At 57.1% G+C, this 21,400-nt stretch carries 16 protein-coding genes and 2 tRNA genes; 6 read left to right on the top strand and 12 right to left on the bottom strand.

The window, feature by feature from the left end:
• Nucleotides 1-105 precede the first annotated feature (105 nt).
• On the bottom strand, nucleotides 106-2,823 hold the full coding sequence (gene polA / locus ACOZ42_RS04920) for a DNA polymerase I (RefSeq protein ID WP_415302197.1): 2,718 nt from the start codon (nucleotides 2,821-2,823) through the stop codon (nucleotides 106-108).
• Here polA and ACOZ42_RS04915 point away from each other — a divergent pair.
• The 4 genes from ACOZ42_RS04915 to hisM all read left to right on the top strand — a co-directional run bounded on the left by ACOZ42_RS04915 (nucleotide 2,822) and on the right by hisM (nucleotide 5,791).
• Nucleotides 2,822-3,490, top strand: coding sequence for a TIGR00730 family Rossman fold protein (locus ACOZ42_RS04915; protein ID WP_003802458.1), 669 nt, complete (start codon nucleotides 2,822-2,824; stop codon nucleotides 3,488-3,490). The genes polA and ACOZ42_RS04915 overlap by 2 nt on opposite strands.
• A gap of 102 nt (nucleotides 3,491-3,592) precedes the next feature.
• The gene (locus ACOZ42_RS04910; protein ID WP_240209067.1) at nucleotides 3,593-4,384 is read left to right on the top strand and encodes an ABC transporter substrate-binding protein; all 792 of its coding nucleotides are present in this window, start codon (nucleotides 3,593-3,595) and stop codon (nucleotides 4,382-4,384) included.
• A 16-nt stretch (nucleotides 4,385-4,400) separates the two neighbouring features.
• A complete protein-coding gene (locus ACOZ42_RS04905) occupies nucleotides 4,401-5,090 on the top strand; it encodes an ABC transporter permease (RefSeq protein ID WP_003802460.1) in 690 nt (229 codons plus the stop codon).
• A complete protein-coding gene (gene hisM, locus ACOZ42_RS04900; RefSeq protein ID WP_003802461.1) occupies nucleotides 5,090-5,791 on the top strand; it encodes a histidine ABC transporter permease HisM in 702 nt (233 codons plus the stop codon). Before ACOZ42_RS04905 ends, hisM begins: the two co-directional genes overlap by 1 nt.
• Nucleotides 5,792-5,884: 93 nt before the next feature.
• Here the strand turns inward: hisM and ACOZ42_RS04895 are convergent, their stop codons facing one another.
• The 10 genes from ACOZ42_RS04895 to scpB form a co-directional block, all read right to left on the bottom strand.
• A complete protein-coding gene (locus ACOZ42_RS04895; RefSeq protein ID WP_426345613.1) occupies nucleotides 5,885-6,343 on the bottom strand; it encodes a DUF1641 domain-containing protein in 459 nt (152 codons plus the stop codon).
• A 14-nt stretch (nucleotides 6,344-6,357) separates the two neighbouring features.
• Nucleotides 6,358-7,548 carry an NAD(P)/FAD-dependent oxidoreductase gene (locus ACOZ42_RS04890; RefSeq protein ID WP_415302196.1) on the bottom strand — a complete coding sequence of 397 codons (1,191 nt, stop codon included), beginning with the start codon at nucleotides 7,546-7,548 and terminating at the stop codon, nucleotides 6,358-6,360.
• A gap of 364 nt (nucleotides 7,549-7,912) precedes the next feature.
• Nucleotides 7,913-9,730 (bottom strand): translational GTPase TypA, encoded by a 1,818-nt coding sequence (gene typA / locus ACOZ42_RS04885; RefSeq protein WP_003802464.1) that lies wholly within the window; start codon nucleotides 9,728-9,730, stop codon nucleotides 7,913-7,915.
• Between the two features lie 3 nt (nucleotides 9,731-9,733).
• Complete coding sequence (gene truB, locus ACOZ42_RS04880) at nucleotides 9,734-10,486, bottom strand: tRNA pseudouridine(55) synthase TruB (protein ID WP_003802465.1); 753 nt, start codon at nucleotides 10,484-10,486, stop codon at nucleotides 9,734-9,736.
• Between the two features lie 33 nt (nucleotides 10,487-10,519).
• Entirely contained in the window at nucleotides 10,520-10,933 is a 414-nt protein-coding gene (gene rbfA / locus ACOZ42_RS04875; RefSeq protein WP_003802466.1) for a 30S ribosome-binding factor RbfA, read from the bottom strand.
• Nucleotides 10,934-10,936: 3 nt separating this feature from the next.
• A complete protein-coding gene (gene infB / locus ACOZ42_RS04870) occupies nucleotides 10,937-13,990 on the bottom strand; it encodes a translation initiation factor IF-2 (protein ID WP_003802467.1) in 3,054 nt (1,017 codons plus the stop codon).
• Between the two features lie 67 nt (nucleotides 13,991-14,057).
• Nucleotides 14,058-15,542 (bottom strand): transcription termination factor NusA, encoded by a 1,485-nt coding sequence (gene nusA, locus ACOZ42_RS04865; protein ID WP_003802468.1) that lies wholly within the window; start codon nucleotides 15,540-15,542, stop codon nucleotides 14,058-14,060.
• Nucleotides 15,539-16,030 carry a ribosome maturation factor RimP gene (gene rimP, locus ACOZ42_RS04860; protein ID WP_003802469.1) on the bottom strand — a complete coding sequence of 164 codons (492 nt, stop codon included), beginning with the start codon at nucleotides 16,028-16,030 and terminating at the stop codon, nucleotides 15,539-15,541. The genes nusA and rimP overlap by 4 nt, the downstream gene beginning before the upstream one ends.
• A 324-nt stretch (nucleotides 16,031-16,354) precedes the next feature.
• Nucleotides 16,355-18,172, bottom strand: coding sequence for a 23S rRNA pseudouridine(2605) synthase RluB (gene rluB / locus ACOZ42_RS04855; protein ID WP_240209064.1), 1,818 nt, complete (start codon nucleotides 18,170-18,172; stop codon nucleotides 16,355-16,357).
• A gap of 6 nt (nucleotides 18,173-18,178) precedes the next feature.
• Nucleotides 18,179-19,171: an SMC-Scp complex subunit ScpB gene (gene scpB, locus ACOZ42_RS04850; protein ID WP_426345612.1), complete on the bottom strand. Its 993-nt coding sequence runs from the start codon at nucleotides 19,169-19,171 to the stop codon at nucleotides 18,179-18,181.
• Between the two features lie 72 nt (nucleotides 19,172-19,243).
• Here scpB and ACOZ42_RS04845 point away from each other — a divergent pair.
• Nucleotides 19,244-19,320 (top strand) — tRNA-Met (locus tag ACOZ42_RS04845).
• An 815-nt stretch (nucleotides 19,321-20,135) separates the two neighbouring features.
• Nucleotides 20,136-20,212: transfer RNA gene (locus ACOZ42_RS04840), tRNA-Met, on the top strand.
• Nucleotides 20,213-20,365: 153 nt separating this feature from the next.
• Here ACOZ42_RS04840 and ACOZ42_RS04835 read toward each other — a convergent pair.
• A complete protein-coding gene (locus ACOZ42_RS04835) occupies nucleotides 20,366-21,328 on the bottom strand; it encodes a hypothetical protein (protein WP_426345611.1) in 963 nt (320 codons plus the stop codon).
• Nucleotides 21,329-21,400 lie beyond the last annotated feature (72 nt).

The following is a 21,400-nucleotide window of genomic DNA, read 5'->3' as shown; positions in this document are numbered from 1 at the left end:
AGCACACAAAAGGGCGACCTGTTTCCAGGTCGCCCTTTTTACTGGCCTCAACCTTGCACAGGCAGGCGCGCCAACCCGCCTGCCCTGGCCTTAAGGCGTGCGCGTTTAGTGGGCCTGCTCCCAGTTGTCGCCCACCCCTACCTCCGCCACCAGTGGAATATCCAGCTTGGCCACATTGCACATCAGCCCCGGCAGATGCTCACGCAAGGTGTCCAACTCGTCTTCGGGCACATCAAACACCAGTTCGTCGTGCACCTGCATCACCATTTGTGTACGCAGCTTATTGTCTTCCAGCCAGCGTTGCACCGCGACCATCGCCATCTTGATCAGATCAGCCGAGGTGCCTTGCATGGGCGCGTTAATGGCAGCACGCTCTGCGCCCGCCATGCGAGGCCCTTTTGCTCCCTTTAACTCGGGCAGCCACAAGCGTCGGCCAAACACGGTTTCCACATAACCCTGCTCGTGAGCCTGGGCCTTGATACGAGTCATGTAGCTGGCCACACCCGGATAACGCGCAAAGTAGCGGTCGATGTAAGCGCGAGCGGCATCACGGGTGATGCCCAGATTGCTGGCCAGACCAAATTCCCCCATGCCGTAAATCAAGCCAAAATTGATGGCCTTGGCGGCACGACGCTGATCGGAACTGACGTCCTGGGTCTGAATACCGAAAATCTCGGCGGCCGTGGCAGTGTGTACATCACCGCCCTGCTCGAACACCTGCTGCAAATTGGCGTCCCCTGAAACATGAGCCATCACGCGCAATTCAATCTGGGAATAGTCAGCAGACACCACCTTGCCCAACTCGGAGACAAACGCAGCCCGGACACGACGACCCTCTGCCGTACGTACAGGAATATTTTGCAGATTCGGATCCGAGGAGGCCAGACGCCCTGTAATAACAGCGGCCTGTGAATAACGCGTATGCACCCGCCCGCTGTCCGGATTCACCATTTTGGGCAATTTGTCGGTATACGTGGACTTGAGTTTGGCCAAGCCCCGGTACTCCAGCAACACCTGGGGCAAGGGGTAGTCCTGGGCCAGACGGGTCAATACATCCTCATCGGTGGACGGCGCGCCGCTGGCCGTTTTACGCACGACGGGAATACCCAGCTTGCCAAACAGGATCTCACCGACTTGCTTGGGTGAATTCATATTAAAGGGCTGATCAGCCAGCTCGTAGGCCTTGTTCTCCAGCTCCAGCATTTTCTGCCCCAGCTCGTGACTTTGACGCGCCAGGGTGGACACATCGATTTTGACGCCGTTGCGCTCCACGATGGTCAGCACTTCCGAGGCCTGCACCTCCAGCCGATAAATGCGCTCCAGCCCTGCCTCCTGGGCGAGCTGAGGACGCAGACACTGATGCAGTCGCAAGGTGTAATCTGCATCTTCGCAGGCATAGTGGGAAGCCACTGAGATCTCGACTTCGTCAAAGCCAATCTGCTTGGCGCCCTTGCCGCAAATGTCCTCATACGAGGTGCCTTTCAGCCCCAACCATTGGAGGGCCAGCTCGTCCATGCTGACGCGCTTGTGCGACTGCAGGACATAGGCTTGCAACATGGTGTCGTCCTGAATACCGCGCAAATGGACCTTCTCATTGAGCAGGACGTGAGTATCGTATTTGGCGTTGTGCAAGACCTTGGCCGCCTGCGCATTCTCCAGCCAGGGCCGCAAGGTCTGCAATACATAGTCTTTGTCCAGTTGCTCCAGGTCCAGCGAACCCCGGTGTGCGACGGGAACATAGAAAGCCTGGCCTGCCTTGACTGAGACCGACAGACCCACCAGTCGCGCCATCAAGGGGTCCAGGGAAGTAGTTTCGGTATCCAGTGCCACCAGTTGCGCCTTTTCAAGCAGGCTTAACAAGGAACTCAATTGCTCCTTGGTGGTGACGGTCTGGTAATCCAGCTCCGTCGGCGCCTGCGGCGTTTGCGCTTCGACGCGGCTGTCCTGTACAGGCACACGATCCGGGTCCTGGGTCAACTCGCGCAGCCAGGTCCGAAAACCATAAGTCTCGTAAATGTCCTGCAAAGTGGCCTTGTCACGCGGTTCCGGTTCCAGAGCTTCGAAATCCCCCGTAAAACCAGGTACCTCGCAATCGAGCTTGACGGTCACCAGCTGGCGCGTCATTTCAAAGTTGGCACTGAAGTCGCGCAGGTTCTGCCCCGCCACACCTTTGATTTTGTCGGCGTGACGCAACAGTTCGTCCAGACTGCCGTACTCCCCCAGCCATTTGGCGGCGGTCTTGGGGCCTACTTTGGGAACACCGGGGACATTATCCGAGGTGTCGCCAATCAACATCAAATAGTCGACGATCTGATCGGGACGCACCCCATACTTGCTGATCACCCCGTCAACATCCAGCTTCTCGTTACTCATGGTGTTGACCAGCCGGACATGCTCATTGACCAACTGGGCCAGGTCCTTGTCCCCGGTCGAGACCACCGTCTCAATGCCGTTTTCAGCGGCCAGGCGAGACAGCGTGCCGATGATGTCGTCAGCCTCTACGCCGGACTGGCAAATCAGATGCCAGCCCATGGCCCGCACGGCTCTGTGAAGCGGTTCTATTTGCACCGCCATGTCATCGGGCATGGAAGGCCGGTTTGCCTTGTATTGATCGTACAGATCGTCCCGGAAGGTGCGGCCCTTGGCATCAAACACGCATACCATATAGTCCGCCTGATAATCCTGCAGCAGGCGACGAAGCATATTGATGACCCCGTACAAAGCGCCTGTAGGCTGGCCTTGCGCGTTTCGCAGATCGGGCATCGCATGGTACGCTCGATACAGATAGCTGGAACCATCAACGAGCAACAAGGTTTTTTTCATGTCTAACAATAAAATCGTCCGTTTACCGGCCTCTGAGCAGATTCCTACCATCATGAAGGAACTGCAAACTGCGGTCGATACATTAAAAGAAATGGGTGCTGGCGTCAGTGTTTTTGGCAGCGCACGCATCAAACCCGGTCATCCTTACTACGAACTGGCCCAGGAGCTGGGCCGTCGTCTGGCCGAAGCGGGCGTCACCCTGATTGCAGGCGGCGGCCCCGGGCTGATGGAAGCCGCCAACAAAGGCGCGTACGAAGCAGGCGGGCAAAGTGTTGGCCTGAATATACGCTTGCCTCACGAAACGACCAACAATCCCTACCAGACGCACAGTTTGCAATTCGAGTATTTCTACTCGCGCAAAGCCACCTTTTTCATGCATAGCTGGGCCTACATTGCCCTGCCCGGCGGTTTCGGCACACTGGATGAGCTGTTTGAAGTCATGACGCTGGTCCAAACCGGCAAAGTCCCACCTGCACCCATTGTACTGATCGGCACTTCCTTTTGGTCCGGCCTGATCGAATGGATTGGTGACCAATTGATGGAGTTGGGCCTGATTGGCCCCAAAGACCTGAATTTGCTGGTCCTGACCGATGATCTGGACGAGGTTATGGGCTACATCAACCAGTGCTGCGTGCTGCCTAGGGCGGAACCCGCATTGCCCCAGTAAGGCGTCCGGGTTAAATTTGCAGTCTTTCTTCGGCCCTCCATCAGCAGGGCCGAATTTGTATTGAATGCCACAAGCTAGTCGATATTTGCCGGAGTCCTTCACATGAACAAAATCCTTGCCCGCCTTTTGATGGTGGCTTTTTGCACCGCCTTGGCGCCCGTTGCCCATGCTGACGGGCCATCCGAAATCCGTTTTGCCACTGAAGCAGGCTACCCCCCCTTCGAATACCTGGACCCCAGCGGCCAATTGCAGGGGTTTGACATCGATATCGGCAACGAGATCTGTAAACGCTTGCAAGCCAAGTGCGTGTGGATCGATCAGTCCTTTGACAGCCTGATCCCCGGACTGCAGGCCCGCAAATTCGATCTGGCCAACTCCACCATGACGGCCACCGAAGCGCGGGCCAAGGTCATCGACTTTAGCGAACCCATGTACATCGTGCCGGTTCGCCTGGCCGCCCGCAAGGGCAGCGGCCTGGAGCCCACCGCCGAATCACTGAAAGGTAAACGTGTGGGCGTGCAGCAAGGGACCACCATGGAAACGTATGCGCGCCAGAACTGGGCCAATAACGGCGTCACCATTGTGGCCTACCCCAGCTACACCGACGCCTTCAATGACCTGGCCGGTGGCCGCGTTGACGCCACCTTCCAGGAAGCCCAGAACGCCATCGAAGGCTTTTTGAGCAAACCGGCCGGCGCCGACTTTGAACTGACCGGCAGTACCGTCGATGACAGCCCTATTTTGAACGAACCGATTGCCATGGGCATTCGCAAAGGCAACAAAAAACTCAAGAAAACCGTTGATGAAGTTCTGCGCGAAATGAAAGCCGATGGCACCATGCAGGCCTTTGCCGACAAATACTTCCAAAAAGACAACATTCGCATTGCGCCCTGACCTGGATATCTGAACCATGCTGCTTTACGGTTATGGGCCGCAGTTGCTGGCGGGCACCTGGGAAACCATCAAGCTGGCGGTACTCTCGCTGCTGGTTTCCCTGCTGCTTGGCCTGGTGGCTGCCCTGATGAAACTGTCCCGCACCTCGCTGCTAAGAGGGCTGGGCGGTTTGTACACCACCCTGATCCGGGGTGTCCCGGATCTGGTGCTTTTGATGTTGTTCTTTTTCAGCCTGCAAATCTGGCTGAACGAGCTGACCGACTGGCTGGAATGGGACATGATCGAGATCGATCCCTTCGGCGCTGGTGTGGTCACTCTGGGCTTTATTTATGGTGCCTATTTTGCCGAGACCTTCCGGGGCGCCCTGATGGCCATCCCCAAAGGCCAGATGGAAGCTGGCAAAGCCTGTGGCTGGAGCGCCTGGCAAATATTGCACCGCATCCAGATCCCTCAAATGATGCGCTACGCTCTGCCCGGACTGGGCAACAACTGGCAGATTCTGCTTAAATCCACTGCCCTGGTATCGCTGATCGGCCTGAGCGACGTGGTCAAGATTGCCCAGAATGCCGGCAACGCCACGTTCAACTCTTTCTTGTTTGTGGGCCTGACCGCCCTGATCTATCTGGGCCTGACCGCAGTCAGCAACATCGGGCTGAGCTACCTGGAGCGACGCTATAACATCGGCGTAAAAGGAGCGCAGTTCTAATGGATGTCCTGAACGAATTCTGGCGCGCCTACCTTTATCAAAGCAACGGGCAGCTCTCGGGCCTGGCCATGACGCTGTGGCTGTTGGTGATCTCGGTCACCATCGGTTTTTTCCTGTCGATCTTCATGGCCATTGGCCGGGTGTCGGGCAAAGCCTGGCTGTCGCGTCCCATCGGCGCCTTCACCTACTTTTTCCGGGGTACGCCGCTGTACGTACAGATCCTGCTGATCTATACCGCCATGTACAAGCTGGCCATCGTCAAATCCGTGCCGGCACTGGAAGCTTTTTTCATGAGCGGCTTCAATTGCATGATTCTGGCCCTGACTCTCAATACCGTCGGCTACACCACCGAGATTTTTGCGGGGGCCATCCGCTCCATGCCGCCCGGGGAGATCGAGTCCGCCCGTGCCTATGGCATGTCGGGCTGGACACTATACCGCCGGGTGATTTTGCCGCAAGCCTTGCGCCGCGTTCTGCCTGCCTACAGCAACGAGGTTGTCTTGATGCTGCACGCCACCTCGCTGGCCTTTACCGCCACGGTTCCTGACCTGCTCAAGATCGCGCGTGATGCCAATGCGGCCACGTACCAGACTTTTACCTCCTATGGGATCGCCGCCCTGATTTACCTGTGCGTGTCCTTCATTCTGGTCGGTATTTTCCGGATTGTGGAAAAGCGCCAAATGGCGTTTTTGAATCACTGACCGCTGAGGTGCTGAGGTGCTGAGGTGCTGAGCAAAAAAAAATGGGCCGCTTGCAAAAGCGGCCCATTTTTCTGTAACGATACAGCTATCGCATCAGTCCCCCGTGTGATCCAGATTCTGATAACGCATCTGGCGTCCCATCACACCGGCCATCATCAGAAAGAAAGTCAGACCACGACGCACTTCCGGCTCCTTGGCCAGGCGTATAAGCCCCATCAGGGTCGGTGTGGTCTCCGTAGCCCGCACCTGGTCCGAAGCCATGCGTGCCGCATTTCCAACCGACCAGGCGGCTCCTATGCCCTCCTCAAAGCCCTTCATGAGCTTTTCAAGCATGTAGTCGTCCGTCATATCCACCAGATCGGCCAGCAGGGACACCGCATCCACTACCCGATTCAGGCGACCACCGACCAGCAATGGCTCGATCTTGCCGATCAGTTCGTCCAGGCCCTTGATGCCAGGGTCTTCTCCCAGCAAACTTTCCAGGGCTGTTGGTTTTTTCTGAGCCGCACCCGCATCTTCGGGGTTCGAGGATTTATCCGATACCGAATTCATCTGTCTCTCCTGACTTAAACCAAGCCACGGGCCACAGCCCAGTAAATACCCCGATTAAAGCCCTTGCGTAACAGGCCCCCCAACTTGGTGGGCGGGGTAGGATGCACATCCTCCTTATAGTCGTACCAGAGCGGCATGCCGCCCTCCAGCCCCATTTGAGCGACCGCCACCACCCGTCCGTCGTATTCGTCACTGGTACGCCCAAAGCGCAGCTCCGAGGCCAGATTGTTGACCACCACGGGTGACTGATTATGGCAAGAGCCGCCGGCTTTGCTGATAGGCAGGTCCACCGTGTCACCCAGCACATAGACATTGTCCAGTCCCAGCACCTTCAGGGTTTGATGATCGGTAGGCACCCAGCCTTCATCATCAGCGGCTTGCGAGATCCCTGAATCCCGCACGGCTGCCACAGCGGTAATCGGCGGCGTGGCCATCAAGAGGTCAAATGGCTCCTGCCCGCCTTCCTCGGAATAGGCAATCTTGCGTTCAGGGTCCACCCGGCTCAAGGTGAAGCCCCGTTGATGTTTGATATCCCTATCTTCAAAAATGGGCGGCAAGACCTGACACACCTCGTTCTGCATGAACAGGCAGTTACGCAGAAGCTGGGAGGTGGTGGGGTACGTGTAGGCAATCTCCACCTTGTCGCGCACCCCGCGACGGCGCAGGTAGTCGTCCAGCATCAACGTGGTTTCCACCGGTGCAATTCCGCACTGATGGGGGACGTTATGAGTTTTAGGGAACGTTACTGTGACCAGCACACGGCCTTTTTCCAGCTTGCTCAGGCGCTCAGCCAGTTGGCGTGCGGGGGCATGCTGATAGAAGTGGTCTCCTCCCTCTTTCAAACCTTCTATTTTTTCCGGAGCCGGTACGCAACCCGTCGACAGCACGAGATAGTCGTAATCTACTTTCTTGCCGCTGGCGCAGTGCAGACGGCTGGCCGCAAAATCAAAACCACTGACTTCTTCCAGCTGAAAATCAATTTCAGGACGTAAAAGGGAGAGTTGCGGTCGTCGCAATTCGTCCCGAAAAAAAGCATCAAACGCCACATACATGAAAGCGGGCTTGTAATAATGCCAGGGAGAATTGGACAAGAGGGTAATACGAACTTTGCCCGTGCGAATTTCCGGATAGAGCTTGGTCACCAGATGATTGGCGGTCATCGTACCGCCAATTCCACCACCGACAATCACGATATGCTGCACCATCAGTCTTCTCCTAAAAAAAAAGGTAAAACCAAACGTTGCCGCCTGTGCTCAACAAACCTAGTGAAAACAAGTAGCTGCACAGTCATAAATGAGACTGGGCAACGCCAACCTGGTAATCCACCCAAGCAATTCGTATCAAAGAGAGATTAAGCGAGCATTAAAAAAGCTACCCCTTTTGTAGGTACTGCTTCACTCCTATAGGTAACGCCTTAGCCATTGATGTTTAAAAAAATCAAGCCGGAGTGTCTAAATGAGCACTCCAGCTTCTTAATACTTTTGGAAATAGGCTTGGACTCAAGCACGATAGGATAAAAAAAACGCCTGCATCAAGCAGGCGTTTTCTCGTATCGCTAAACCCGAAAGATTAACTTTCGCGTTGGCTGCGACGGCGCTCGTGTTCCTTAAGGTAACGTTTGCGCAGACGAATCGACTTAGGCGTCACTTCGACCAGCTCATCATCATCCAGGAAGTCCACCGCATACTCCAGGGTCAGGCGAATAGGTGGAACCAGATCAATATGCTCGTCCTTGCCGGAAGCTCGCACGTTGGTCAGCTTCTTTTCCTTGATGGGGTTGACCACCAAATCGTTGTCACGGCTGTGAATACCGATGATCATGCCCTCGTAGAGCGCATCACCCGGCGACACAAACATGCGACCACGATCTTGCAGCTTCCACAAAGCGTAGGCTACGGCGTCCCCATCATCCTGGCTGATGAGCACACCATTACGACGCTCGCCAACCGTACCTTCACGCATCGGACGGAACTCATCAAAGGTATGGCTCATCAAACCGGTACCGCGTGTCAGCGTCATGAACTCGCCCTGAAAGCCAATCAGGCCACGAGCGGGAATCCGGTATTCCAGACGGGTACGGCCACGGCCATCGGCAACCATATCCTGCAAGTCACCACGACGTCGACCCAGCTCTTCCATCACGCCGCCTTGGTGGCCGTCTTCGACGTCCACCGTCAGTTGCTCGTAGGGCTCCATCTTGACACCGTTCTCTTCACGGATCAGCACGCGAGGACGTGACACGGCCATTTCATAGCCTTCACGACGCATGTTCTCGATCAGAATGGTCAGGTGCAACTCGCCACGACCGCATACCTCAAACACGGTATCGTCGTCGGTTTCATTCACGCGCAGAGCCACGTTGGACTTCAGCTCTCGGTCCAGACGATCACGCAATTGACGGCTGGTCACAAACTTGCCTTCACGACCGGCCAAGGGCGAGGTATTCACCATGAAGTTCATGGTCAGTGTAGGCTCGTCAATGCGCAGCAAGGGCAAGGCTTCCGGATGGGCGGGGTCCGTGACGGTGCAACCAATGCCCAGCTCTTCAATACCGTTGATCAGAACGATGTCGCCTGCTTCAGCCTCGTCCACCGAGACACGCTCCAGACCCTTGAACTTCAGAACCTGGTTGATACGGCCCTTGATGACTTCGCCATCAGGACCAAATTTGACAACAACATCCTGAGCAGCGCGGACACGACCACGGTTTACACGGCCGACACCAATCTTGCCCACGTAGGAGCTGTAGTCCAGGGAACAGATTTGCAACTGCAAAGGAGCGTTGACATCATCTTCACGCTGAGGAACGTGCTGCAAGATTGCGTCGAACAAAGGACGCATATCGCCTTCGCGCACATCTTCGGTCAAACCGGCGTAGCCCGACAGGCCCGATGCGTAAATGATGGGAAAGTCGAGTTGTTCGTCAGTCGCGCCCAGTTTGTCGAACAAATCAAAAGTCGCGTTGATCGCGTAGTCTGGACGAGCGCCAGGACGATCCACCTTGTTGACCACCACAATTGGACGCAAACCCAATTCCAGCGCCTTGCGGGTCACAAAACGAGTTTGGGGCATCGGGCCCTCGACCGCGTCCACCAACAGCAACACGCCATCGACCATGGACAACACACGCTCGACCTCGCCGCCAAAGTCAGCGTGACCGGGGGTGTCAATAATGTTGATGTGAGTGCCTTCGTACTCAACGGCACAGTTCTTGGCCAGAATCGTAATGCCGCGTTCTTTCTCGATATCGCCCGAGTCCATGACACGTTCGGAGATATGTTCGTTGTCACGGAACGTACCTGCCTGTCTCAACAATTGATCGACCAAGGTGGTCTTACCATGGTCAACGTGGGCAATAATGGCCACATTGCGCAATGCGCGTCTCATAACTCATCCTTCTGATTGAAGTTTTTTGGGCAAAATCTCGGTAGGCAAGCTCTCGATGGCCAGCAAGGCCGACATCGGGTCTTCCATCGCCTGCAACCCGTCCAGGGTGTAGGCATCGTCGATATGAAAAGGTCCTAATTCTGTCCGGCGCAAGGCCGTCAGATGGGCAAAACACCCCAGAGCACGTCCGATATCTTGCGCCAGGGTCCGGATATAGGTTCCCTTGCTGCAACGTACAAACAAACGTGCCGACAGCGGCGTAAAGTCTTGCACCTGCAAATCGTGAATCACGAGATGTCGTGCCTCACGTTCCAGCTCTATACCCTGACGGGCATATTCATACAGGGGCTTGCCATCGCGCTTGAGCGCGGAATACATGGGCGGCACCTGCGTAATGGGTCCTCGAAAGGCAGGCAATACTGCCTCCAGCGCCTCGAGGGTGACGCCGGCAAACTCTGCCGGAGCCTGGGACACCACATTGCCGGTCAAGTCACCTGAATCGGTTTCTTGTCCAAACTGCAAGGTAGCTTCATAGGCTTTGTCTGCTTCCAGCATCGTGGCGGAAATTTTGGTAGCCCGGCCAAAACAGCAAACCAGCAGGCCCGTTGCAAACGGGTCCAGGGTTCCAGTATGGCCAGCTTTGCGGGCATCCAGAGTGCGGCGAGCACGCTGCAAAGCGTGGTTGCTGGACATCCCGTCGGACTTGTCCAGCAGCAGCACACCATCAATCAACTGCCCGCGTTTTCGCGTAGCCATTGTGTGTCAATCCGTGAAGAAACAACAGCCGCGTCAGGGCTGCTCGTCCGGCTCGTCCGATTTGGACGCAGAGCCAGTCAATTCGCTATCGGCCTGGTTGGCGCTGTCGATAAGCTTGGAGAGCTCCATGCCCCGCTCCAACTGCCGGTCGTGATGAAAATGCAGAGTAGGAACGGTATGGATATGCAGCAGCTTGAACAGCAGGGAATGCAACCAACCGGCTTTCTCGGTCAGGGCCGCCTGGGCGACCTCAGGCTCGGCGCCCAGCACCGAGTAAAACACTTTGGCGTGCGCGTAGTCCGGAGACAGCTCCACGCCGGTCAGAGTAATCAGACCAGCGCGGCTCATGTCGATCTCGCGCTGGATCAAGACCGCCAGATCCTTCTGGATCTGGTCGGCCAGGCGCAGATTGCGCCCTGGGTTTGGTTTGGACTTGTGTCGTGCCATAAATTACAGTGTCCGGGCGATCTCTTTGATCTCGAAGATCTCAAGCTGGTCGCCCACTTGGATGTCGTTGTTGCCGCGCAGCGTAATACCGCAATCGAAGCCGGAACGCACTTCCTTGGCATCGTCCTTGAAGCGGCGCAGGGAGTCCAGGTAGCCGGTCCAATGCACAACGTTGTTGCGCAGCAGGCGAACCTGCGAATCACGACGTACCACGCCTTCGGTAACCATACACCCGGCGATGTTACCAATACGTGACACGTTGTAGACTTCGCGGATTTCAACCATGCCGATGATTTCTTCACGCTGCTCAGGAGCCAGCATGCCAGACAGGGCTGCTTTGACCTCGTCGACCGCATCGTAAATGATGTTGTAGTAACGCAGATCAATGCCGTTGGCTTCGGCCAGCTTCTTGGCGCTTTGCTCGGCACGGACGTTAAAGCCGATCACCACCGCGTTGGAGGCAATCGCCAGGTTAACGTCGCTCTCGGAGATGCCACCCACGGCAGCGTGTACTACCACTACACGCACTTCGTCGGTAGAGAGCTTGACCAGCGACTGCACCAGCGCCTCTTGCGAGCCCTGTACGTCGGTCTTGATGATCAGCGACAGGGTCTGCATGCCCTCGCCCAGGTTGTCGAACATCGACTCCAGCTTGGCGGCCTGTTGACGCGACAGTTTCACATCACGGAACTTGCCTTGGCGGAACAGAGCGATCTCACGGGCTTTGCGCTCGTCAGCCATCACCACCAGTTCATCACCAGCGGCAGGCACTTCGGTCAAACCTTGAATTTCCACCGGAATCGAAGGACCAGCCGACGTCAGCGATTTGCCCGTTTCATTCAGCATGGCACGTACGCGACCGAAAGACGCGCCAACCAGCACGCTGTCGCCACGGTTCAGGGTGCCGCTTTGCACCAGAATGGTGGCGACAGGACCGCGACCCTTGTCCAGGCGCGCTTCAATAACCGTTCCCTTGGCAGGAGCGTCAACGGGTGCCTTGAGCTCCAGCATTTCAGCTTGCAGCAGCACGTTTTCCAGCAATTCGTCGATACCCTGGCCTGTTTTGGCCGACACAGGAATAAAGGGCACATCGCCACCGTATTCTTCGGGCACCACTTCCTCGGCCACCAGCTCTTGCTTGACGCGCTCTGGGTTGGCTTCGGGCTTGTCGATCTTGTTGATCGCCACCACCAGCGGCACGCCGGCGGCGCGAGCATGGTGAATCGCTTCACGCGTCTGAGGCATCACGCCGTCATCGGCGGCCACCACCAGAATCACCACGTCAGTGGCTTTAGTACCGCGGGCACGCATGGCTGTAAAGGCCTCGTGACCGGGAGTATCCAGGAATGTGGCTGTACCACGTGCTGTCTTGACGTTGTAGGCACCAATGTGCTGCGTAATACCACCGGCTTCGCCCGAGGCAATCTTGGCGCGACGGATGTAGTCCAGCAACGATGTCTTACCGTGGTCAACGTGACCCATCACCGTTACGACAGGCGCACGGGGCTTGAGTTCAGCATCGTTTTGCGCGTCCGTATCAACCAGGAAGGCTTCTGGATCGTCCAGCTTGGCAGCAATGGCCTTGTGACCCAGCTCTTCGACCAGAATCATGGCCGTTTCCTGATCCAGCACCTGGTTGATGGTGACCATCTGACCGAGCTTCATCAGGTGTTTGATCACCTCGGCAGCTTTCACCGCCATACGGTGGGCCAGATCGCTGACCGAAATGGTTTCAGGCACGTGCACTTCACGGGCAATGAATTCTGCCACTTGTGGTTCGCGACGCTCGGCCTGAGCGTTGCGGCCACCACGGCCACCTTTGCCTCGACCGGCCTTGGCATTGGCTTTCCAGCCTTCGCGACCACCACCGGCACCGGCCGACGCCACATCCGCCTTGGAAGGCTGCTTCTTGCGGCTGGCATCGCTGGTCCAGCCTGGCGTGCTGTCCGTCTTGACGGGTTTACCCGGGACTTTTTCGACCTTGGAACCTTTAACGTCTTTCTTTTGAGCGCCCTTGGCCGCTGTCTTGGTGTCAGCTTCCGGCTCGGGTGCGCGCAAGACTTTACGAGGACGATTCAACATATCGCGCAAGGCAGCGGCTTCTGCCTCTGCGGCCTTACGGGCGCGATCACGATCCTGGTCTTGCTCCACATCGGCGGCAACAGGAGGAATCACCGGGCCACGCGCGGCACGGCGCGGGCTGGTGGCAGCCACATCCCGTGGTTTTGCAGTCGATGTGGGCGTTTTAGTCCCTTGAGGGTGCTGAGTTTTATTCACAGAGTTAGCTTGACGGGCGTCGTTTACAGATTTAGTAGGTTCCACCGGCTTTTCTTGTGCCGTAGGAGAGGGAGCCGATTCAGTCTTTTGCTGAACAGGGGTGGCCGCCGCCGGGGCGGTTGCCTTGGCGGCAGGCGCGGGTTCCTGAGGCTTGGGCTCGGGTTGGGTTGGACTTTCCGGGGCAGCCGCAACGGGCTCCACAGGAGCAGCCGGTTCAGGCGCGGGCTCAGCAACAGGAGTCGGTTCAGGCGCGGTGCGCACTTCGGGTTCAGGCTCAGGCTTGGGCTCTGGCTTGGACTCGACAGGCGCGGCGGGCTCCTTCACAGGCGCTTCGGGGGCCGCAGCGACAGGCGCAGCAGGCTGACTGGCAGGAGCGGCAGGCGCCGCTTGAACAGCCGGTTTTTCCTGGCTGGCCACCTGGGCGGCCTGCTCTTTCGCATTTTCCTGCGCCAATGCCGCATTGGCCTCTGCCACCAGCTCGGACGGATCACGCTTTACAAACACACGTTTTTTGCGTGTTTCCACTTGAATGGTGCGGGAGCGACCCGACCCGTCATCCTGACGGATCTCCGATGTTTGACGGCGAGTCAGGGTGATCTTGTTGCCTTCCTGACTGCCGTGCGAGCGGCGCAACGATTCAAGCAGCTTCGCCTTATCCGAATCAGTGATGGCATCATCCACTGATTTGAGCTCAATACCTGCGCTACGCAACTGCTCCAGCAGAACATTCGCAGGCATTTTCAGTTCTTGAGCGAACTGGGCGACAGTGTTACTCGACATTCGACTCTCTCTTGCTTTACTACAACTATTCTTAATGAATACAACGCGCGGGACCTAGCTAGACATATCAGGCCTCGTCGTCAAACCAGTGGGCACGGGCACGCATGATCAGCTCGCTGGCCGCATCTTGCGCCAGGCCGGTCATCTCGGACAATTCGTCCGTTGCCAGTTCCGCCAGTTCATCCAGCGTTGTAATCTCGTTTTCGGCCAGGACAGCGATCAGCTCGGGCGTCATGCCCTCGACTCCTGCCAGCTCCTTGACCGCGGTCTGTACCAGCTCTTCCTTGGCAATGGCCTCGCTCAGCAGTGCATTACGGGCGCGGGCACGCAGCTCGTTGACGGTTTCCTCGTCAAAGGCTTCGATTTCCTGCAACTCCTGCAACGGCACATAAGCGATTTCTTCCAGACCAGTAAATCCTTCGTCGATCAGAATATCGGCCACAGCTTCGTCCACATCCAGACGGGACATGAAGGTGGCACGCAGTTCCTCGCGCTCTTCGTCCTGACGGTTGCGACTTTCTTCCGGTGTCATGATGTTGATCTGCCAGCCGGTCAGCTCCGATGCCAGACGCACGTTCTGACCTCGCGAACCAATGGCCTTGGGCAGGTTTTCCTCATCGACCACCACGTCCATGGCGTGCTTGTCTTCGTCAACCAGAATGGACTCGACGTGTGCCGGAGCCAGAGCGCCGATCACAAACTCGGCCGGATCATCCGCCCACAACACGATATCGACCTGCTCGCCGCCCAGCTCATTGCGCACGGCGGTCACCCGCGAACCACGCATCCCCACACACGTACCGATAGGATCGATACGCTTGTCGTAAGCAATCACGGCAATCTTGGCGCGCACACCCGCATCACGGGCAGCTGCTTTGATCTCCAGCAGACCCTGTTCGATCTCGGGAACCTCGTTCTCGAACAGTTCCTTGATAAATTCAGGAGCGGTACGCGACAAGATGACCTGTTGACCACGCGCGGCGTAATCCACTTTCTGCACCCAGGCTCGAACTCGATCGCCCACACGGATATTTTCCTTGGGGATCATTTCCGAGCGAGGCAAACGCGCCTCGATCTTGCCCATTTCAATAATGGCGTCGCCCTTGTCCATACGTTTGACCGTGCCAGAGACAATGGTTTCACCACGCTCCAGAAAGTCGTTCAGGACCTGTTCGCGCTCGGCGTCACGGATTTTTTGCAAGATGGCCTGTTTGGCCGCCTGGGCACCGATACGACCAAACTCGATAGGCTCGAGCGGCTCTTCGATGTAATCGTCCACTTGCAGATCGGGGTCGATTTCCTGGGCATCCGACAGCATTTCCTGCTTGTCGGGCTCTTGCAGGCCAGCCTCGTCGGGCACGACCAGCCAGCGCCGGAACCCTTCATGGGCGCCGGTTTCCCTGTCGATTTCCACTCGGATATCAACATCTTCTTTGAAGCGCTTTTTCATGGCCGAGGCCAAAGCGCTTTCAAGCGCGGTGAACACGACTTCACGCGCTACAGATTTTTCACGCGCCAGCGCATCGACCAGCAATAGAATTTCGCGACTCATCGCTTCTTACCCTTGAAATCAAGAACGGGATCCAATTTGGCACGATCCACCTGGTCATAGGTGAATTCGACCTGCGTCAGCTTGCCCGATGCTTCGTCCAGTTCCAGCCTAAAAACGGTATCCAGCGGAACACTAGCCGGTAGCGCCCCTTCGGGAGCGTGGAGCGTACCCACAAACACTTTCCGATTGTCGATAGCCTCGTGCAGGCGCACCTGCACCCGACTGCCGGCAAAACGCACGTAATCGCCAATCCGCAACAGGGGACGATCCACCCCCGGAGAGGTCACTTCCATGCGTTTGTAGTCCACGTTTTCCACTTCGAAAACGCGCGATAATTGTTTAGACACCCATTCACAGTGCTCGATACGTACCCCTTCAGGGTGATCGATGACGATGCGTAACAAGCCAAGCGGCGCACGCTCAACGTCCACCAGTTCGTACTCAGTACCCGCTAGGGTCTCTTGTGCCAAAGCTAGAATGTCTGCCATAAAATCCAAAAAAAATGGGCTGTACGCCAGCCCATGGTAACCATGCTCACTTGAGGGTCAAGCGGGCCCTGGTCTTGCGCATTGCCAACGTCAAACTCGGAATGGTTGCAGGCGCAACCGAACCGGATGATTTATGCGGCCTTTGCCTTGAAAGGCCGCCCTATTCGCTGGCGCGCAGCATCAAAAAAGACCCAGCCGACACAAATGTCTCTGAGCCAAGTTCTATATTCTACCAGAAAACCGGAAAATACGTGCATTCACACGGCCTTACAGGCCCAAACCGCAGGGTTCGGGCCACAAACTCAAGGACCGCGAGATCCGGCTTTACCGGCGCCCGCGCCCCAGATGGGACTCGTGAGCAGCCGAGCCGGCCGGTTGCCAGTCATCATCACGACGGCTGACACGGCGCACGACTGTTGTTTTCTTCACATGAACCTTGGCTGTTTGCCCGGCAGCAGCACGTTCCGAAGTGCCGCGACGAGCCGAAGGCGCCCGCCCCTCCTGTGCGCCGCGGGCATGACCGCCACGAGCAGATTCACCGCGAGGCAGCTCGCCACGCGCCGGACGGCGGCCAGCATGAGCGCGCGCCCCCTCTTGTGAACGATTGTCCGGGGCACGACCTTCCAGGGAACGTCCTTCTGTCGTACGACCACGCTGCGGACCGCGACCACCTTGGGTGGCGCGGGGCGCACCCCGTCCGTTTCCGGTACGCTCACGGCCGCCTTGCTCACGACGCCCACCATCAGGATGGCCGTTAGCCAGACCACCACTGATAAACAGCGCACCGCTGACGGACTCGTTAACGCGCACATTGTTGGAAGAACGACCACGCCCGCTGGCCAGTCGACCACCACGCCCAATCCGCGCACCGCTCAGCCCATTGTGTTCCAGCGTACCGAAACCAGGGGGCAAAGCGCTGTCATGCGACAGCGGCTGACGCTCACGACGCTGATGCGAGCCATCTTCATCCAACTCTTTCATCAGACCCAGGCGCAACATGAATGCCATCACAACGTCCGCATCCAGCTCTTCCCAGCGACCGCGACGCAGGCTCTTGGGCAGACTCACGTCACCGAAACGGGTTCGAATCAAACGACTCACCGTCACGCCCATGGCTTCAAACATGCGACGCACCTCGCGGTTGCGCCCTTCGTGAATGGTGACGCGATACCAGCGATTGCTGCCCTCGCCACCCAGAAACTCGATCATGCCAAACTTGGCCAGACCATCCTCAAGCTGAACACCATCACGCATGGACTGCATCTGCTCTTCGCTCAGCTCACCCAAGACCCGGACAGCATACTCACGCTCGGCGCCGTAGCGAGGATGCATCATGCGGTTGGCAATATCACCGGACGTGGTGAAGATCAGCAAACCTTCCGTGTTCAAGTCCAGACGACCGACCGACAGCCACTTACCCACTTTCAGCGAAGGCAGGCGACCGAACACCGTGGCACGGCCTTCGGGGTCATCATGCGTCACAATTTCACCCGCTGGCTTGTGATAGAGAATCACACGCGGAGGGCGCTTGGTATTGGCACGATTGATCAACTGACCGTTGATACGCACTTTGTCATCTGCACTCACGCGCTGCCCGATATGAGCGGGCTCGCCGTTTACCGAAACCCGTCCCGCAACGATCAACTCCTCCATGTCGCGGCGTGAGCCAATACCGGCTTCAGCCAGCACTTTGTGCAATTTTGGTTGCACCAGCTCGCTGCCCATGTACTTGCCCAGACGCTGCGAGAGGCGATTTTGCTTGTCCAGATGACTGAATGCGATGTCATCATCACCGTCCAGAATCACGACTGGCGCATCATCAGCCGGGTTCGAGTAACGGGCCGGCTGGGCAGTGCCAGAACGCTTGCCGGGGCCGCCGCGCGCGTCCTGACGACGGCCAGCAGGCGCAGGTTTGCGGCGATTATTTTGTGGGCGGGCCGGACGCGCCTTGACCTCACCGGCAGCGCTCGTCTGAGCCTCGTCATTCTGGCGTGGAGCAGACTCTTGGGTCGCGTCACCACGACGGCGACGAAACGGAGTACGCAATTTGCGCCCCTGGCCTTTCGCGCGGGGATTCTTGGGGTCGGCCGCGCCAGCGGTATCCGACGTGGAGGCTGTGTTCGTCTCGTGCGAATCAGTCATTTTTAATCATTTACTCCAGAGTTTTTTTATTTCGTCCGGTACCTGTGTATCCGATAGGCCAGCCGCAGCCTGGGCCTCATCCAAGGAGTCCGGTGTCATATTCACTTCAGCTTGTTCCGTTTGTGGCGACCCCGCTTCTGAGGCCCCCCCAAGCCAATTGTCCTGATTGCCTGACTCGGAACCCGGTTCGGATTCCAGCTCAAGCTGAGCAGCACAGACCTGTAGCGGCTCCGTACCCTCTTCCAAAGCAGCGCTCTGCTCTGCTTCTTGTTCTATGCCCTGCTCTGCCTGGGAGCCAGCCGGCTGCACCCCAGCGGGTGCGGGCGCCTGCCCTGCCACTTGTTCCTGACTTTGGTCCCGAAGATCCGCCTCTTGCTGAGGACCCAGGGGCTGGCTCTGCTCTTGATCCGCCCCCTGCTCCTGTGGCGGGTCAGCCGACACCAACGGCTGACCATTGGGCAAGGAGGCCAATGCATCCAGAGAATCCAAGGTCTCAACCGAGGGCAACTCATCCAAAGAGCGCAAACCCAAATCATTCAGAAACTGACGGGTCGTGCCCAGCAATGCAGGGCGACCGGGCGCATCACGATAGCCCAGCACTTCAATCCAACCCCGATCTTCCAGCGTCCGCACAATCTGAGTCGATACGCTAACGCCACGTATATCCTCGATATCGCCGCGGGTAACGGGTTGCCGCCAAGCAATGATCGCCAAGGTTTCCAGCACGGCCCGCGAATACTTGGGCGCGCGCTCCAGACTCAGGCGGGACAAAAACACTTGCATGGCCGGGCGACTTTGAAAGCGCCAACCCGAGGCAACCTGAACCAGTTCCAGGCCACGCTCCTTCCAATCCAATTGCAAGATGGCCAGATAACGACGCAGATCATCTGCGCTCAGCGGCGGGGAGACGAACATCTTGCGCAACTCGGCGCTGTTCATGGGCTGCTGCGCACACAGCAAAGCCGTCTCCAGGACTCGGATTATTTCACTTTCGGTCACTGCTGGGAAGCCTCACTTTCTGGCGATACTTGCATAAAGCAAAAATTCCATGTTAATATCTATTTTTTCCGGCGCGGGGTGGAGCAGCATGGTAGCTCGTCGGGCTCATAACCCGAAGGTCGTAGGTTCAAATCCTGCCCCCGCAACCATCACCCGGAACTGCTTAGCAGAATCAATCAAGCCAGCCAATTTGTGCTGGCTTTTTTGTTGCCCGCCGTTCGGGTCCGCCTTGTGATGCACCGCAGCCTGCGCGCGCTGGCACAAAGCAGCAGGCGCGATCCCTGTTGCAACACGCAGGCGAACTGTCATGCTTGCCAGCCGTGTCCCACCAACCGCCATCGCTGCCAAACAGGCGGATACCGCTAAAGACGCGCGCGCCCATACACGCCCCCGGTTCAAACCCGACACGGCCGCATTACAAGCGATAAACAATTTTGTGTAAGCACACATGCTGATGATGAGTACGTCCGCAAGCCCTATCGGACTGGATTTGAATTGGCGCTCCACATTCAGGACCGCGAAAACAGCACAACAACGTTTGGGGCAATAACTGATCGGGGCACAATTCAGGTCGGCACAATCAAACACCTGCAGCGCTACACCTAGCAAGCACCACAAGGCTTATCGATTGCCTACACCTGAAACAAAGCCAGAAACAGAGAAATTCGTTTTGCCGGTACATCCCGCCTAGTAGGGGAGCCGACTGCTATCACAGCCAGATGCCAGCTATCAAGAGCTGGTCGCTATACAGGAAGCCGCTTGCGCGTTTGAGCTTTTAGAAATGCCAGACCGACTGAACCTGTAAGCACACTATGTATTACACCATTGCGACCGGCAAGACGCAAGAAAATTGAAAGACCCTTTTATCCACACCTCCCCGTGCAGGGCGCCTCAGGCATAAAAATGAAATAAACACGCCATGCTATGTACATAATCAAAAACTATGTTATAGTTACTTCTCTGACGCGGGGTGGAGCAGCATGGTAGCTCGTCGGGCTCATAACCCGAAGGTCGTAGGTTCAAATCCTGCCCCCGCAACCAAATTTAAAAAACCGTCGCTTATGCGGCGGTTTTTTTTGTCCTTATTTTCCGGCAATCATCTGCTGCCTATCACCTGACAAGCGTATGGCTTGTCGTATGGCCTGCCCCCTGGCCGTCCCCAAAGCCTTGACGAACCAGCACGTTCAGCGACCACTACGGCGCTACCGCCGTCTTTCGCTGTGCCAACCACTGCAAACCGGACCGCACATGATCGCGCAGCCAGGCATACACAGCCGGGGTCTGCCCCGTCTCGAACTTCGCGTGCAGTCTCAGACCAGAAAGCATTTGCCGCACCCCCTCAACAGACACTCCTGGCCCCAGATGCACCATGGACCACGGCGGGTCCATCTTGACATCCAAGGACAATCGCCCTTGCGGAGCGGGCAACTGCCCAATAAATGCCAGCAAGGCATGGCGGCTGTCCCGATCAGCCACTGAGTCAGGCATAAGTCGCACGGCGGTGCGCGCCGCCAGCAAAGCCTTATCAATAGAGGGACGCGGGTCCTCATCCATGCTCATGCTCATCACCACAACTGGCATGACCATGGATTGAATCAGATTCTGATTGTCCAGATACAGCCTCAGGCTTTTCAGTTGCGCCTGCTCAAGCTCGCTCTGGCTCAAGGCGCGTCCCGCTGCGGACTCAATGCCAAACTGCGCCTGAACCCGAAATTCTCGCAGGGACTGGCTGCGCAACCGAAGCTGCTCCAGATACAGATGGGCCGAGGCTGGGTCCCAGTGGTATTTAAGCGAAAAATCCATCGGCTTGGCTTGCAGGCGCATAATGTAGTCCTGCCCCGGCAGCCGCCCCGTCAAAACATAAATACCGCTGATCGCCATTTCTATGGCTTGAGGCATATCTTGCTGCCCCGAAAAATCGGCCAATCCCTTATCTTGCAAAACCAGCTCATCAAAGGCCAGCAGCATCGACGAATACCCTGTTGACCATTGGGCATTGTGAACACGACAAGCTCCCTGCTCATCTTGCATCTGCAGCTCGGCACCCGACTGCGGCTCCAAAGCCACGTAATGACGCAGATACTCACAGGCCGGGCCTGCTTGAGCTGAGGTCGCCAGCATGATCGCAAGGCCCAACGCACCGGCAATTTTCTTCATGAATGTCTCTAATTGAACCCGTTTGGGCACCGATGCCAAACAAGCCTTCCCTTTGCATAAAACGCTGGCTAG

Source organism: Alcaligenes sp. HNGD-HTN06 (genome assembly GCF_049932565.1).
GTDB lineage: Bacteria > Pseudomonadota > Gammaproteobacteria > Burkholderiales > Burkholderiaceae_B > Alcaligenes > Alcaligenes ammonioxydans.
This window is presented reverse-complemented; position numbering and strand designations above follow the sequence as displayed.